This window comes from Campylobacter sp. LR264d, assembly GCF_008633895.1.
Lineage (GTDB): Bacteria > Campylobacterota > Campylobacteria > Campylobacterales > Campylobacteraceae > Campylobacter_D.
Window position 1 is genome coordinate 1 of record NZ_VJNT01000010.1, and the last position, 13,749, is coordinate 13,749.

The window sequence follows — 13,749 nt, forward strand, 5'->3', positions numbered from 1 at the left end:
ATAATTATCTTTAAAATAAATTTAGACAAAAATATACAAAAAAAATAAATATGGACAATTAGTTTTACAAGATACTAAAATATATTTTTATCCTTTATTCCTTTTAAAGATAATTATGAGGCAAATAACTTAATAGCTCAAAAATTACAAATTACTACTAGGGATATAGAAAAAGGTTACATTGAAGTTGATTTTAGAGTTTTTATTATATCTTTAAGTGAGAGTAAAATGTTTAGGGAATAGGAAAAGGATAAGGAAACTTACAAAAGAAGAATTAATATCTTTAAAATTTAATGGTAAAAGTTTAGATATATTCATTAAAAATAAACTTCAACATTCTTTTCAAGCAGTAAGTGGCAAACCACAATTAGAAAATAATAAATATTATTTTACCTATAAACAAGAAAGACAAATGTTAAAAAACGAAGGTCCTATATCAGAAAGTATTTTATAGAAATTGATAAAATAAGCGATGTAGCATTTTATAGAACTAGTTGGGGTAATAAAAATGTCCCAATAAATTTAAATAATCAAGAAACTTACAATAGAACTGGATTTTATATTCATGGTGGTTGGAGTGCTGGAAGTGCTGGATGTATTCATTTATAGGATAATAATGATAAATTTTTTAAAATCTTATTAGAGCTAATTCAAATTTATAAAGATGAAATTTTAAAAAATAATGTTAAAATCCCTTTATTTGTAAAATATGAAAACTATACAAAGATAGAATGTTCTAGTAATTTATTTAATTTACTTAAAGAATGCAAAATTATACAATGATAATATATTTTTTTCTTGTTTTAAGTCCTATAGTTTTTATCTTTACGCAAAAATTAAGATTTTTTGCTGTTATTTTGTCGTTTTGTTATTTAGTATTTTTTTTACATGATACATATTTATTAATAAGTAGCAATGATTCATGGGGTTTATTTCAAACAGAATTGAAAGTAAGCAAAAACGTTTATTATATTAAAATTATTTGTTTTTTATTTGATTTTATTTTATTATTTTTAGCTTATAAATTTAAAAATTTAAGAATTGCTATTTTTATCTTTTTTACAATATGCAATTTATTATCACCATTTAATTTATTAGAAAGATTTTTCTTCGGTAGATGAATAAGTTTAAAAAATCCATATTGATATTTTGGCTGTCTTTATTGTTATTATTGCTTTATGGAATGTTTTTTGAGTCAAGTAGAGATTTTGAAGTTTTATTTTTTCAGGGCTTATGGAAGATTATTTTAATTTTCTTATTAGGAATTTTAAGTGTTTTTGCAGAACAATATAAAAATAATATTTCTGTTACTTATTTTTTATTATGGTATTTTGGTTTGCCATTTATATACGCTTTAGTTTTTAGTTATTTAGTATTTAATAATGAGTTAAGTTTTGTAGAAAGTATTATTTATTTATGCTTTTTATTATATGGTATTGTTGGTGCTACCGGTTTTATATCTTGGTTTTTCAATAAAAATAAAATATTTAAAATATGTGCTATGCTATCTTTATTATTTTATATACCTAGTACTTTGCTATTGTTTTTTAACGATAATATAAAATATTTTTACTACCTTAAAAGGTAGTAAAAATATTTAAAGGCTTAATTATTAATAACCCTTTCATAAGCCTTTATTTTTCTTTCAGTATATAAAACTACTTCCTTTATACTTTCTTTTTGAATAGCCCTTATAAATTTTTCTATAAAATCAAAGGCGATTTGCTTGTCTTTGTTTGTGGGGAAAGTTACAAACATTTCTTTTGCAATCTTACGATTAAATTTATTTGCATAATCAAATCTTGAAAAGGCTGCTTTTTTGAATGTAGTTAAAAAATATATATAACGCTTTTCATTCCATAAATTAGAATCGTAAGGATATAAGCCTTGAATATGAGAATAACCTATAAAGTTATTTGGTTGATAAAAATAGCATCTGACGTAGTTGTATCGCTATAAGTTATCATATTGCCTTTTTCTGTAGGTGGTAAATCAACATATCCACCGATTCCATTTGATAAACTTGAATTAACCACTACAGGCACTTTGCCTTTTGTTTTAAATAGTGTTGAATTTGTGTATCCATACGAACTTGTCGGGTGAATATTAAATAAATCCCCAATTTTAACTTTCTGCCATTGTAAATTTGAGTAATTAGAATCTAAGATACCCTTAGACCCCCCTATTAAGTGCGTTAAAGACGTTAAGTACTTGTTTTTCTTCTTCGTTTAATACATAATCTTTCAAGCCACTAACTGTAAGATAGGCATCAAGTTCGCGTACGTAGCTTTCCATATAATCAAAGGCGATTTGGTTGTTTTTAACGGGTAAGGTTATTTTATGTTTTATAAAACTATTTTGTCGATATTGTTTTCCATAACTCCATTTTTCTTTATCTTTGCCAATTGTCGTGCTAATATATTGCATACTAAATCTATTTATAGGAATTTTAGCTGTTAAAACTAAAATATTATCATCGCAACAAAAAGGCTAATATGAATAAAAGAATTACAAAACATATCAATAGTAATAGCGTTAGAAAAAATTTTTTGATTTTCATTGCCTATAAATTCTTTTACGCCTTGATTTTGTTCCCCTGCTGTTATTAAAGGAATTTCGCCCTTAATTCTATCATTTTTAACTAATCTCGTACCTCTTTCACAAAAAAATAAATCTTTTAACCTAAATTCCCTAAATTCGCCACCCTCTTGCTTGAATTTTTCTTCAAGCCTTAATAGAGTGGCTTAAAAAAAAGATTTTTCTTTGACCTCGTTTTTTAATATTTGAGAAATCTCAAAGGCTAGAAAATCACTTACATTTTTTTAAAGTCTACTAAACTAGGCTTAGAATCTATCTTTTTATGCTGGTCAAAATTCCAATCACAACCACTAGAATCGATAAAATCTTCTATATAAATTTTTATCAATATTCCATAAGTCCTTAGTTATTTTTGCGTTTTTACCTGCCTTGTAGATATTGATTATTTCTTTATACCTTAACTCAGGGTTTGAAATTTCTTGCAAGGTATTTTTTGTACGCTTATAGCCATCATTTCTAAAATCTATAAATTTTACAGGCTTTTCAAAATCGTGAGGAATTTTTGTCTCAAAGATATAAATATTAGTTTGAACTCCAGCCATAGGTTGAAATAAATCCATAGGCATTTTAATACTTGCCTTTAAAGTGTGATTTTTTAGAATTTTAGTATTGCTTTTTGTAGCCTTACCACTTCCTGCTAAATCTTGTATAATGATAGCTACAAGCCATCCTTTTTGCATATTTCTTAATCCAAATTCTATAAATGGCATACCATTTTCATCCCAAGTAAATGGAGAATTTAGTAAAATTCTAGTTGCCTTAAAATATTCATAAAGGCTTGGTGGCGTATCAAAGGTGTTTGCCTTTTGAATTTTTGAACTTCCATCGCCTCTTAAAATCATATTTGTAGTAGCAAGGGTAAACATTTCAGCGTTGTATTCTACGCCTAAGAGTTGATTTTGCTTTATGGTTTTGATTTTTTCATTTGTTTTAGTACTATCCTTACTAAATTTATTTTTTACCCTTTTTATCATAAGTTCCATAGCAGATATTAAAAATCCAGTTGAACCTGTAGCTAAGTCCATAACCTTACAATCTTCATCGATTTCTAAGATTTGGGCCATCATTTTGGTTATATAAGGAGAGGTTAAGACAATGCCAAGTTCTTTGCCATCACCTAGGGTATATTTTAAAAACTCACTATATATTTGCCCCATTATATCAGCGTGTCCTTTGATTTTGATTTGTTTAAAAATATAATGATAAATATAAGTAAAAATTTGTTTATTTGTGCTTGATTGAGTAGCTAGTAGATTAGCTACTAGCAATTTTTGAATCACTAGTCGTGCTTATAGTTTGAATTTTATCCCTATCTAAGTCCTTTGAAATTTCATTAAAAGAACTTAACATAAGATTTCTTTTTGTTTCATCTTTGATTTTATGTTTTAAAAATTCTTCTATTTGATTTATTATAAGCTTTCCATCTCTTTTATTTTCTAGTTGAGAACCTTGTAAATTTTCTATACTAAGACCTCTTTCATCCTCTATATCTTGCATAGATAAAAGCATACCTAATATGTAAAGTACTCTTTGAGGTGCTGTTATGTTGTGATTGTGCATAAGTTTATTAAGCTTTTTAGCGTTCTTGTAGATAGTTTTGAGTTTTAATAATGAGTTTATGTTTATCTTCTTTGGTTAAAATGGCTGATTTATAAAAGGTTGCAAAGGTCTTTTTATTTTCTAAAAAATCAAAAGTTTGATTATCTAAAAGCTTATGAGAAAAAAGGCTTGAGCCATAAACATAATACATTTGCATTTTAACATTATTTTTTATCATCTCCTGCTACGCCTATAGCAATAGCTTCTTTATATTTGCCACTTTCAATAATGCTTTTTGCATAATAAACGCTCCCATTAACTGCATAATCACCAATGGCCCTTTTTTAAGACTGATATTATTGTTTTTATTTAAAATTAGCTTTGAAAGGTGAAGTTTGCATTCAAAAAGAATAAGTATAGGCTGGTTTGCAGTATTTTTATAAATTTCAATGCTAAAATCTGGAATCTTAGTACCCATTTTTTAGCTGTCTTACTTGTACCTTGCAAAGCCTCTTTTAATAAAGCGAGTAAGCTCTTTTTTCATAAAAATCTCTACCCTTTACAAGTCCTAAATTTGATAAATTTGCTTTTACAAAATCATCAACATAATTTTCATGTGTCCAAGTTTGATTCATTTTTTTTCCTTTATAAATTCTTTAAACTTTCCTTGCAAAATTTCACAAGCTTTTTAGGATTTTTTTCGCACATTAGTGCTTCTCTCATGCAAACGCCACTTATGTTAATATCCTTTAAAAGATTGATATTATTAGCGTTTATCCCACCTATTGCAAAGAGTGGAATTTTACTAAATGAACAAAGTTCTTTTAAAAACTCAAGCCCCTTTGGTGCTAAATCTTTCTTACAAGAACTTTCAAAAATATGACCCACAAAGGCGTAATTTACCCTATAACTCATGGCCTCTAAAAGCTCTTCTTTTGAATGTATAGAAGTGCCTATTGAGTAAAAATAACGCACGATTTTACTATCTTGTCTTAAAAGTGGCAAGGTAGCATGAAATTGTCTATGTCCAAGCCTTAAACTTAATCTATCATAGGTATGCAAAATGCAAGTTATCTTAGCCTTATTGCAAATTTTCAATACCTCTTTTGCAAGGTCCATATATTCGAATTCGCTAAGCTTTTTTTCCCTTAAAACAAAGGCATCAACCTTAGCCCTTGCGAGTTTTTCAACCTGCTTTAAAAAATCGCCTTCAACTAGGTCCATATCGCTAATTGCGATGATTTTTTTATCCCACATAAATACTATCACTCATTACAGCTTGAAAATTGTTAGAATTTAGCATTTTTAAAATACTTTTTACATCTCTATTATCAGCTATTTCAAATTGATTATCGCCCTTTTTGTCGCCTCTGTGTTCGCCTATGCCAACGCTTACCCCAGCACTCATTTTAGTAGCCCCATATTTTATAACTTCATCTCTAAAACCAGCTCTTTCGCGACTTGATATAACTAAATTTGCAAAAGGCAAAAACAAACGATAAGCACATAAAACTTGTAATAATCTTTTTTCGCTAACATCCTTTGGGCGAATTTTGTTATTGTTTATTATAGGTCTTAACCTTGGTACAGATATTGAAATTTCAGCGTGAGGGTAAAGTTTTTGTAAATAAAAGGCGTGTAGTGCACAAGACAGGGCATCTTTTCTAAAATCATCAATGCCAAGTAATGCCCCAAAGGCAACCCCACGCATTCCAGCCCTTAGGGCCCTTTCCTGGCCATTAAATCTATAAGGCATAACGCGTTTTTCACCTGCTAGGTGCAATTTTTCGTATTTTTGTGGATTATAAGTTTCTTGAAAAATGGTTACATAATCACAGCCTGATTTATGTAAAATTTCGTACTCATCGACATTTAAAGGGTAAATTTCAACCCCAACTACCTTAAAATATTTTCTTGCCATTTTACAAGCTTTGCTAATATACTCAACGCTTGCAAATTCGCGTCCTTCGCCAGTTAAAAGTAAGAGCTCTTCTAAACCACTTTTTGCAATGATTTGTAATTCTTCTTCAATCTCTTCTTCGCTTAATTTTGCCCTGGCTATGTTATTGCCCTTTTGAAAGCCACAATACACGCATTTACTAGCACAAAAATTACTTAAATAAAGAGGGGTAAATAAAAAAATACAATTTCCAAAGTATTTTTTTTGTACCTTAGCTGCCTTTAAGACTATCTCATCTATGAAATTTTCAGCCTTACTTGAAAGTAGGGCTTTTAAATCATTTTCGTTTAAGTATTCAGCATTTAATGCCTTTTTAATATCAACTTCATTAAATTCGCTTTCTTCATAAGAATTTCTTTGGGTTAAAACTTTTTCAAAAATATCGCTTTTTATATCTTTCATAAATGGTTCATACTGCATACAATCTTGCATTATTTATCCTTAAATTTTTTAGGGATTTTAACAAAATCTTATTAATAATTTATAAAAAATGAAATTTTGATTAATATTTAAAAATTCTTTTAAAATTCTTTTCACTTAGTTGATAGGTGTCTATTAATTCAAGGGACTTTACCATGTGTAATGTTCCTTGTTTGTATTTTTGAAAATGTTTTGTTTTGATATGTTCTTCATAAGCAACTTGATTTTTGTAAATTTCTAAAATTTTAATTTGAGTATTATCTTTAATAACTATCATAGGATAAAGTGCGATAACGCCTTTTTCTTTTTCCATGGAAGTTTCTGCTACTTCTTTAGCATAAGTTAAATACTCGTTTAAATATTCAGGGTAAATTTTAATATCTGAAATTCTTACAATCATATTATCCATTGATAACTCGCTTGAAAATAAGGCTATAAATGATAAGATTAATATTAATATTTTTTTCATATTTTAAAAAAATAGGGCGAAGTCGCCCTAAAATTAAAACTCACCACCCTCAATAACTACATCATCAGCCTTAATATCATCTGAAAAATGAGCTTTTAGGGTATCATCATAGGCTTTATGGAAGAATTGTTCTTTACCAAGATTTACTATTAAATTATCAATAAAATCTTTTAATTCTTTATTGCCTTTTGAAACTGCAGGGGCGATTACATCAAGGTTTCCAAGTTCTTTAATAACTACCTTATAATCAGGGTGTTCTTTTACCCAGGCAAAAAGCAAGGTATTATCATGGCTTAAAGCTTCTCCTCTTTTATCCATTAGTGCAGCAAAGGTTTCTGTGTTTTGGTCATATTTTAAGCTTTTAAAATCAGGGTGATTTTTAGTAAAATAAGCATCTGCTGTAGTACCCTTATTTAAAAGTAAGGTTTTATCCCTTAAATCCTCGATTTTTTCAATATTTGAATCATTTGGCACAGCAACGCCTAAGGCTACTTTCATATAAGGTTTTGCAAAATCAACTTGTTCGGCCCTTTCAGGAGTTTGAGTGAAATTTGCTAAGATAACATCTACCTTATTAGACTTTAAAAACTCAACCCTATTAGCAGCCTCAACAAGTACAAATTCTACCTTATTTTCATCGCCTAAAAGTTCTTTTGCGATACGTTTTGCAAGTACTACATCATAACCTTGATTCTTTCCATTTGCATCAACATAACCAAATGGAGGCTTATCTCCAAAAACGCCTATTCTAATAACGTCTTTTTTCTTAATCTCATCTAAGACGCTAAGTTTTGCTGACTCATTACTATCTACATTTGAATTTGTAGTTGGTTTAGAATCAGAACAAGCACTCAAAAATAGTGCAACAAAGAGTGCAAAAACACTAAGGAGTATTTTTTTCATATCCTACCTTTCAAAAAAATTTTTGCCATTATACTTTTTTTTATTTAATGATTTAGGATAAAAACATTTTTTTTTAAAAAATTTATAACTTTACTATGATTTAATGAAAAATAAATATAATTTTGTTTATTTTTTTAAGGAGAAGTTATGAAAAAGGCTTTGCTGTTAAGCTTGTTTGCTTTTATCTTTGTGGCGTGTTCTAATTCTATAGAAGATGAGATTGTTAAAAAATACGAAACTAGGGTTAATGAATTTTCAAATTCGTATAAAGAATGGTTTATAAAGGATAAAAAAGAACTTGAAATTTCAAATTTTGTTTGCAAAAATGATAGCTCCTTTATACTTTGTGAAAATGATGGTTTTAAGCTTTATAGTAGCGATATTTTTCAAGATTATAAACAAGCACCCTTACTTCAAGCAAATAAAATAAGTCTTCGTTTTAATGAAGTTTATACAGGCAAAAAAGAAGGCGAAATTTCATATAAACAATATATAGAAGATATGTTTAAAAATAAAAAAAAATTAAAACATACTATAAATATAAGTGGTCTTAAAATAGGAGATGAAGTAGCAAATTTATTAACTGACTCAGTTAGTACAGGAGATGAAAGTTTAAATTCTCTGCTTGCTAATTTTATAAAAGATGAGTATAAATGGCAGGGCGATATAATTATGAGTAGACAAAATGATGGCATAAAAATTATTTATGATTATGCATTAATAGGGCTTAAAGGACCATTGAAGGCAAATATAAATTCTAGTGCCGTGTTTAAAAATGCAGGTTTGGATTGGTTTGATAAAATAAATTTGAAATTTAACACTGATGCTATAGAACTTAACGATAATATAAATTTAAAACTTGCTACTATGTTTTTTAGCCCTCAAGAGGTACAAGATCCACAGGCCTTAGTATCCTTGCTGGAAAGCCTTAGTTATATACATTTACTAGATACAAAGCTAAATATTAGCTTTGATAGTAAAAATGCTTTAAAAAGCTATGTTGCTGCTATTAAAAGTACTATAAGTTCTATTATATTACATGGTGATGATGCAAGGTTAAATACAAGCATGAAAAATATCTTAAACCTTGTAGATAGCATTACAGAAAAGCCTGTTTATAAGCTAAATTTAAATATGGTATTTGGCGATGTAAACTTAGATACACTTGCAAAAGACCCATTTAAATACATGGCTATAACCATTAATGGTAAAAATGTACTTAATGATATTAATACCTTATGGCTTTTTGTGGCTGATAATTTAATACCTTATACTGATTTTGATTTTTAGGCTATGAAAATACTTTTTTCTCCAAGCGAGGCAAAAAATTATGATTGTAAGGGTCCTTTTATAAGCAAGGACTCTTTTATCTTTAAAGAACTTTTTACTTATAGAATGCAAGCTTTAAAGGCTTATGAAGAAGTTATAAATTCTAATGATGATACACTTTTGCAAGGACTTTTTGGCTTAAAAAATAATTTTGAAAAATTTAAAAATGATTTAAAAAAAGCAAATACTACAAGGGCCATAGAACTTTATAATGGGGTTAGTTATGAAAATTTAGCTTTTTTAAGCCTAGATGAAAGGGCTCAAAACTTTTTACTTAAAAATGTGCTTATCTTTTCAAATCTCTTTGGGCCAGTTTTGGCAAGTGATGCTTTGCCCTTTTATAAATTTAAGCAAGGCTTTAAATTACCAAATTTTGAGATAGAAAAATTTTATAAAAATCATTTTTCAAAGGCCTTAAATGAGTACTTAAAAGATGATGAAATTTTAGATTTAAGGGCTAGTTTTTATGATAAATTTTATATCCCAAATAAAGAATTTTATGTTTTTAAATTCCTAAAAAATGGCAAGGTGGTAAGCCATTTTGCAAAGGCTTATCGTGGGCTTTTGTTAAGGCATATTGCCTTAAAAGGTATTAATTCTTGCAAAATTCTTTTAGAAAATTTACCTTCAAATTTAAGCCTAAAAGATATTGATAAAAAGGGCTTAAAAACTAAATTTATCTTGCAAAGTTCATAGGTTCGTCAACTAATTTTAAATTTAAGACAAAAACTGGGTTTTGATTGATATTTAAGGTAAAAATTTTCTCACAACTTGCCTTATTTTTATTTTTATAAACAAAGCTTTTTAAGAATTTAAATAAATTCTCATTTGATATAGAACCTAATAAAATAATGAGTAAGCTATTTTCATAAATGGCATATTTGTACTTTACCCCACTTGGAAATAAATCAAGGTTAAAACTAAGGCTATCAGTGGCTGGGTCATAATTTAAAAGTTCAATCTTAGTAAACAAGCTATCAAATTCGAAAAAAGAAATATGTTCAAAAATATGCACCTTATCGCTAGTTTTTTTATGTAAAAGCTCATTTTGTGCGTATTTTTTTTGATAAATATCAAAACATGAATTTGAAAAGAAACGAGAAATTTTACTAATTTGCTTAAAATTTTTTATCTTTTTAAAATTTGAGTTTTCTAAAGTTTCTTTTTTTTCTATATCATTTTTTTCAAAATCATCTTGTAAATTTTCTTCTTCGATTATTATTAAATTTTCTTGTTCTTCTTCGTTTAAATGTGTGTAAATTTCATTAAATGAAAAACTATCATCCTTGAATTCTAAGATATTAATTAAAGGCGTTATAAAAACACTTTCATCTCTATTTTCAATGGTATCTTCTAGTATAAATGCCCTTTTGCAAAAATAAGATTTGTGAATTTTATACTCTTTTGTTAATCCTTGAAAACTAAGTTTCATTTATCCTCCAAAGCCATGGCTATTAATTCAAGTGGATTTTTAAATATAGTTTTGCTTTTATTTTGTATTAGGGCATTTGAAATTTGCATTCTACAAGCAGAACACTCAGCACTTACAACCAAAACTTCGCATTTTTCAATATCCTTTGCCTTTTTAATCCCCACTTCTAAAGACTTTTCATAATAATCACTTTGCATACTAACCCCACCAAAACCACAGCAAGAATTTGAATTTTCTAATTCTTTAAAAACGAAATTTTGCTTTAATAAAGTTCTTGGTTCTTTGAAAACTCCCTGCATTTTTCTAGCATGGCAAGGGTCGTGATAAGTTAGGCTTAAATTTTGTTTTTTGTTATCTTTAAGAAGTTCTAAAAGTTTGGTATGGTCGTGAAAAAATTTGGTTGCTAGTATGATTTTTGATGAAATTTCTTTTGCCCTTTTAGCCCAATCAAGTTCATTTTGCATAGTAAAAAAATGCTCATAATCCACATTTATCATAGCCGAACAAGTAGCCTCTATGGTTATGATAAAATCAAGCTTTTCAAGCTTTTTTTCAAAATAAATTATATTTTGCTTTGCTAGTTTTGAAACGCTTTTAAAATCGCCCGTGAAAAATTGAGGTGCCCCACAGCAAAGCTGTTCTTTCATCAAATCAACATTGATTTTTAAGGCCTTTGCTACTTTTAAAACTGATTTCGCACCTTCAATATAAAAATAATTTGATAAGCAGCCCACAAAAAAGCCTATATTTTGACTCCCACCATTATCTATAAAATCAGGGTTTGAATTTAAAAAACTTTTCTTTTTAAAGCTAGTTAAAAAACGACCCTTTTTAATAAAGGGCATTGAAAATTTAGCTTGCATACCATCGTTTTTATCATGGATTTTAAAGGCACAGCTTTGAAAGACAAAGCCAAATTTAGCCACTATATCAAGGATTTTTCTATTATTTAAAAAATAAAAAATAAGCTTTTTATACCAAGCAATGCCAAATTTTTTAGCTATATCATAGCGAATATTTTCAATGGCATTATCAACTTGAATATGATTAGGACACACTTCAACGCAGTTTGTACACAAAAAACAAGACTCAAATACTTTTTTAGCTTCTTTATCTAGCTTAATATCACCTTCTTTATAAGCTTGCAAAAGGTCTAAAAAGCCACGAGGCGAGGTAATCTCATCAGAATTTATTTTATGTATTGTACACTCTGGTATACACTTGCCACATTTCACACAAGCATTATAAAGCTTTGATAAATTCATTATTTAAACCGTTTTTGAAAAGACTTTTTTATCTTCACTTATTTTTTTATAATAAGCATCAAAACACATAGCTATATTTCTAATGAGTAAGACCCCAGTTTCATTAACCTTAATGGAGTTTTTATCTATGCTTAGAAAATTTTTATATTCTTGCAGTTCTTTTAAATCATCATTAAAATATTCAAAAAAATCTATATTAAATTCCTTTTCTATATCCTTGATATTTAGAGCAAAATTTGCCATTAAAGACATAATTACAGCCTTTCTAAGCATATCATCATTATTTAATAAAATTCCCTTTTCAAAGGGCAAACAATCATTATCAATAGCCCTTTCATACGAAGGCATATCCTTAAAATTTTGTGCATAATGATTAACACCTTCTCCTATGCTAGTTAAGCCAACTCCTATTAAATCAGCCCCACCTTTGGTAGTATAACCTTGAAAATTTCTATGTAAAGTGCCATTTTCAAGGGCTTTAAAAAGCTCATCATCAGCCTTTGCAAAATGGTCCATTCCTATCATTTTATAATCATTTTGAGTAAGAAATTTTTCACAATATTCCAAGATAGCAAGTTTTATATCAGGGCTTGGTATAGTACTTTCATTAAATTTTCTCATATTTTTTTTAAGCCAAGGCACATGGGCGTAATTAAATATTGCAAAGCGGTCAGGGTTTATTATAAGGGCTTTTTCAAGGGTTTTTTCAAAACTTTCAAGGCTTTGATAAGGAAGTCCATAAATTAAGTCTATATTAACAGATTTTATACCCTTGCTTCTTACCAAATTTACGACATTTTGAGTTAACTCAAAGGGTTGAATTCTATGAATTTCTTTTTGTACCCTTTCATCAAAGTCTTGTACCCCAAAGCTAATCCTATTAAAGCCATGTTTTGTAAGTACACTGGCTTGTTCTTCGTTTAAAAATCTAGGGTCAATCTCACAGCTAATCTCAGCCCTTTCATCAAGATTTATAAATTTTTCTTTTATTTTTAAAATCAATCTTTCAAGTTGCTTAGCACTAAAAAAAGTAGGGGTCCCACCTCCAAAGTGCATTTGTATAACCTTTCTTTTAGTATTAATGATTTTGCTAAGCAAGTCAAGTTCTTTGAAAATATAGCTTAGATATCTTTCTTTATTTTCTTCTTTTGCAGTGTAAATTACATTACAGCCACAAAAATAACAAGCACTTCTACAAAAAGGCAGGTGAAAATATAAAGATAAATCCCTATCTTGCTTTTTTAAAAGTTCTATGTATTTTTCATATTTAAAATTTGTGCTAAATTCAATAGCAGTAGGGTATGAGGTATATCTTGGTCCAGCTTTTGAGTATTTTACAAAGCTTTTATAATCTCTCATTGTCCCTTGCCTTGTCTATCATTTCTTGCATATCTACAAATAAATTTGGGTGTTTCTTTTTTACTTCAGCTACGATTTTATCAAGGTCTACATCTATGTTAACGCCTCTGTCTTGAAATTTTTCTTTAATGGCATCCATTGCTACCAGCCACACATCATTAAAATCAATAGGAATTTGTTGATAAATAGCCTTTTCAAGCCTTAATTCGAAATTTTCTTTTTGATTTTGTCTAAGGTTATCTAAGATATTTTTAAGCGTAGAAAGTGAAATCATAGTGTGTAAATTATCATTTTCATCTATCACAAACCAAGGCTCAGGCCCATTACAATGACCATGTATAAGACTTAAAATCTTTGCATTATCTGTATTTTTACTAACTCTAAAAACGGTTTTATCTTTTTCTTCTATTCCTAGTCTTTCGGCAAACTGGTTAATCTGGTCTACATTGTCGCTGTGTTTTTTTAAACTTTTCAT

At 28.3% G+C, this 13,749-nt stretch carries 15 protein-coding genes and 2 pseudogenes; 4 read left to right on the forward strand and 13 right to left on the reverse strand.

The features are described 5' to 3' along the window. Window positions 1–217: 217 nt before the first annotated feature. Together FMM56_RS08635 and FMM56_RS01790 are read left to right on the forward strand one after the other, a co-directional pair. Window positions 218–454: a hypothetical protein gene (locus FMM56_RS08635; RefSeq protein WP_150206227.1), complete on the forward strand. Its 237-nt coding sequence runs from the start codon at window positions 218–220 to the stop codon at window positions 452–454. Between the two features lie 729 nt (window positions 455–1,183). Beyond that, window positions 1,184–1,588 (forward strand): hypothetical protein, encoded by a 405-nt coding sequence (locus FMM56_RS01790; RefSeq protein WP_150206229.1) that lies wholly within the window; start codon window positions 1,184–1,186, stop codon window positions 1,586–1,588. A gap of 17 nt (window positions 1,589–1,605) precedes the next feature. Here the strand turns inward: FMM56_RS01790 and FMM56_RS09125 are convergent, their stop codons facing one another. From FMM56_RS09125 to FMM56_RS01830, 9 genes and pseudogenes are all read right to left on the reverse strand, one after another. Next, window positions 1,606–1,908, reverse strand: coding sequence for a hypothetical protein (locus FMM56_RS09125; protein WP_317845619.1), 303 nt, complete (start codon window positions 1,906–1,908; stop codon window positions 1,606–1,608). Next, window positions 1,905–2,186 (reverse strand): restriction endonuclease subunit S, encoded by a 282-nt coding sequence (locus FMM56_RS09130; RefSeq protein WP_317845620.1) that lies wholly within the window; start codon window positions 2,184–2,186, stop codon window positions 1,905–1,907. Before FMM56_RS09130 ends, FMM56_RS09125 begins: the two co-directional genes overlap by 4 nt. Continuing rightward, the gene (locus tag FMM56_RS01800; protein ID WP_150206231.1) at window positions 2,173–2,427 is read right to left on the reverse strand and encodes a hypothetical protein; all 255 of its coding nucleotides are present in this window, start codon (window positions 2,425–2,427) and stop codon (window positions 2,173–2,175) included. The genes FMM56_RS09130 and FMM56_RS01800 overlap by 14 nt, the downstream gene beginning before the upstream one ends. A gap of 35 nt (window positions 2,428–2,462) precedes the next feature. Continuing rightward, a pseudogene (locus FMM56_RS01805) lies at window positions 2,463–2,639 on the reverse strand (type II restriction endonuclease); the annotation flags it as partial. A gap of 105 nt (window positions 2,640–2,744) precedes the next feature. Then, window positions 2,745–4,772: pseudogene (locus FMM56_RS01810) on the reverse strand (class I SAM-dependent DNA methyltransferase). Window positions 4,773–4,782: 10 nt separating this feature from the next. Continuing rightward, the gene (locus FMM56_RS01815) at window positions 4,783–5,394 is read right to left on the reverse strand and encodes a thiamine phosphate synthase (RefSeq protein ID WP_150207756.1); all 612 of its coding nucleotides are present in this window, start codon (window positions 5,392–5,394) and stop codon (window positions 4,783–4,785) included. Next, window positions 5,384–6,529, reverse strand: coding sequence for a 2-iminoacetate synthase ThiH (gene thiH / locus FMM56_RS01820; RefSeq protein ID WP_150180496.1), 1,146 nt, complete (start codon window positions 6,527–6,529; stop codon window positions 5,384–5,386). Before thiH ends, FMM56_RS01815 begins: the two co-directional genes overlap by 11 nt. Before the next feature lie 70 nt (window positions 6,530–6,599). After that, the gene (locus FMM56_RS01825) at window positions 6,600–6,986 is read right to left on the reverse strand and encodes a putative quinol monooxygenase (protein ID WP_223811458.1); all 387 of its coding nucleotides are present in this window, start codon (window positions 6,984–6,986) and stop codon (window positions 6,600–6,602) included. Window positions 6,987–7,019: 33 nt separating this feature from the next. Further along, window positions 7,020–7,889: a cysteine ABC transporter substrate-binding protein gene (locus FMM56_RS01830; RefSeq protein ID WP_150207613.1), complete on the reverse strand. Its 870-nt coding sequence runs from the start codon at window positions 7,887–7,889 to the stop codon at window positions 7,020–7,022. 147 nt (window positions 7,890–8,036) lie between these two features. Here FMM56_RS01830 and FMM56_RS01835 point away from each other — a divergent pair, with 147 nt between their 5' ends. Further along, entirely contained in the window at window positions 8,037–9,179 is a 1,143-nt protein-coding gene (locus FMM56_RS01835; RefSeq protein WP_150139797.1) for a JlpA family lipoprotein adhesin, read from the forward strand. A gap of 3 nt (window positions 9,180–9,182) precedes the next feature. After that, entirely contained in the window at window positions 9,183–9,914 is a 732-nt protein-coding gene (locus tag FMM56_RS01840; protein ID WP_150139795.1) for a YaaA family protein, read from the forward strand. Here the strand turns inward: FMM56_RS01840 and FMM56_RS01845 are convergent. Genes FMM56_RS01845 through FMM56_RS01860 form a run of 4 tightly spaced genes read right to left on the reverse strand, consistent with a single transcriptional unit; the run spans window position 9,895 to window position 13,749 of the window. Then, window positions 9,895–10,650: a DUF5416 family protein gene (locus tag FMM56_RS01845; protein ID WP_150139793.1), complete on the reverse strand. Its 756-nt coding sequence runs from the start codon at window positions 10,648–10,650 to the stop codon at window positions 9,895–9,897. The genes FMM56_RS01840 and FMM56_RS01845 overlap by 20 nt on opposite strands. After that, window positions 10,647–11,915 (reverse strand): (Fe-S)-binding protein, encoded by a 1,269-nt coding sequence (locus FMM56_RS01850; RefSeq protein WP_150139791.1) that lies wholly within the window; start codon window positions 11,913–11,915, stop codon window positions 10,647–10,649. Before FMM56_RS01850 ends, FMM56_RS01845 begins: the two co-directional genes overlap by 4 nt. Window positions 11,916–11,918: 3 nt before the next feature. Next, entirely contained in the window at window positions 11,919–13,274 is a 1,356-nt protein-coding gene (gene hemN, locus FMM56_RS01855) for an oxygen-independent coproporphyrinogen III oxidase (protein WP_150139789.1), read from the reverse strand. Further along, the gene (locus FMM56_RS01860; RefSeq protein ID WP_150139787.1) at window positions 13,261–13,749 is read right to left on the reverse strand and encodes a DUF2603 domain-containing protein; all 489 of its coding nucleotides are present in this window, start codon (window positions 13,747–13,749) and stop codon (window positions 13,261–13,263) included. Before FMM56_RS01860 ends, hemN begins: the two co-directional genes overlap by 14 nt.

Coding starts and splice junctions, on each gene's coding strand:
- FMM56_RS01790 (WP_150206229.1), top strand. CDS start 1,184: ATGTTTTTTGAGTCAAGTAGAGATTTTGAAGTTTTATTTTTTCAGGGC.
- FMM56_RS01800 (WP_150206231.1), bottom strand. CDS start 2,427: ATGCAATATATTAGCACGACAATTGGCAAAGATAAAGAAAAATGGAGT.
- FMM56_RS01815 (WP_150207756.1), bottom strand. CDS start 5,394: ATGTGGGATAAAAAAATCATCGCAATTAGCGATATGGACCTAGTTGAA.
- thiH (WP_150180496.1), bottom strand. CDS start 6,529: ATGCAAGATTGTATGCAGTATGAACCATTTATGAAAGATATAAAAAGC.
- FMM56_RS01825 (WP_223811458.1), bottom strand. CDS start 6,986: ATGAAAAAAATATTAATATTAATCTTATCATTTATAGCCTTATTTTCA.
- FMM56_RS01830 (WP_150207613.1), bottom strand. CDS start 7,889: ATGAAAAAAATACTCCTTAGTGTTTTTGCACTCTTTGTTGCACTATTT.
- FMM56_RS01835 (WP_150139797.1), top strand. CDS start 8,037: ATGAAAAAGGCTTTGCTGTTAAGCTTGTTTGCTTTTATCTTTGTGGCG.
- FMM56_RS01840 (WP_150139795.1), top strand. CDS start 9,183: ATGAAAATACTTTTTTCTCCAAGCGAGGCAAAAAATTATGATTGTAAG.
- FMM56_RS01845 (WP_150139793.1), bottom strand. CDS start 10,650: ATGAAACTTAGTTTTCAAGGATTAACAAAAGAGTATAAAATTCACAAA.
- FMM56_RS01850 (WP_150139791.1), bottom strand. CDS start 11,915: ATGAATTTATCAAAGCTTTATAATGCTTGTGTGAAATGTGGCAAGTGT.
- hemN (WP_150139789.1), bottom strand. CDS start 13,274: ATGAGAGATTATAAAAGCTTTGTAAAATACTCAAAAGCTGGACCAAGA.
- FMM56_RS01860 (WP_150139787.1), bottom strand. CDS start 13,749: ATGAAAAGTTTAAAAAAACACAGCGACAATGTAGACCAGATTAACCAG.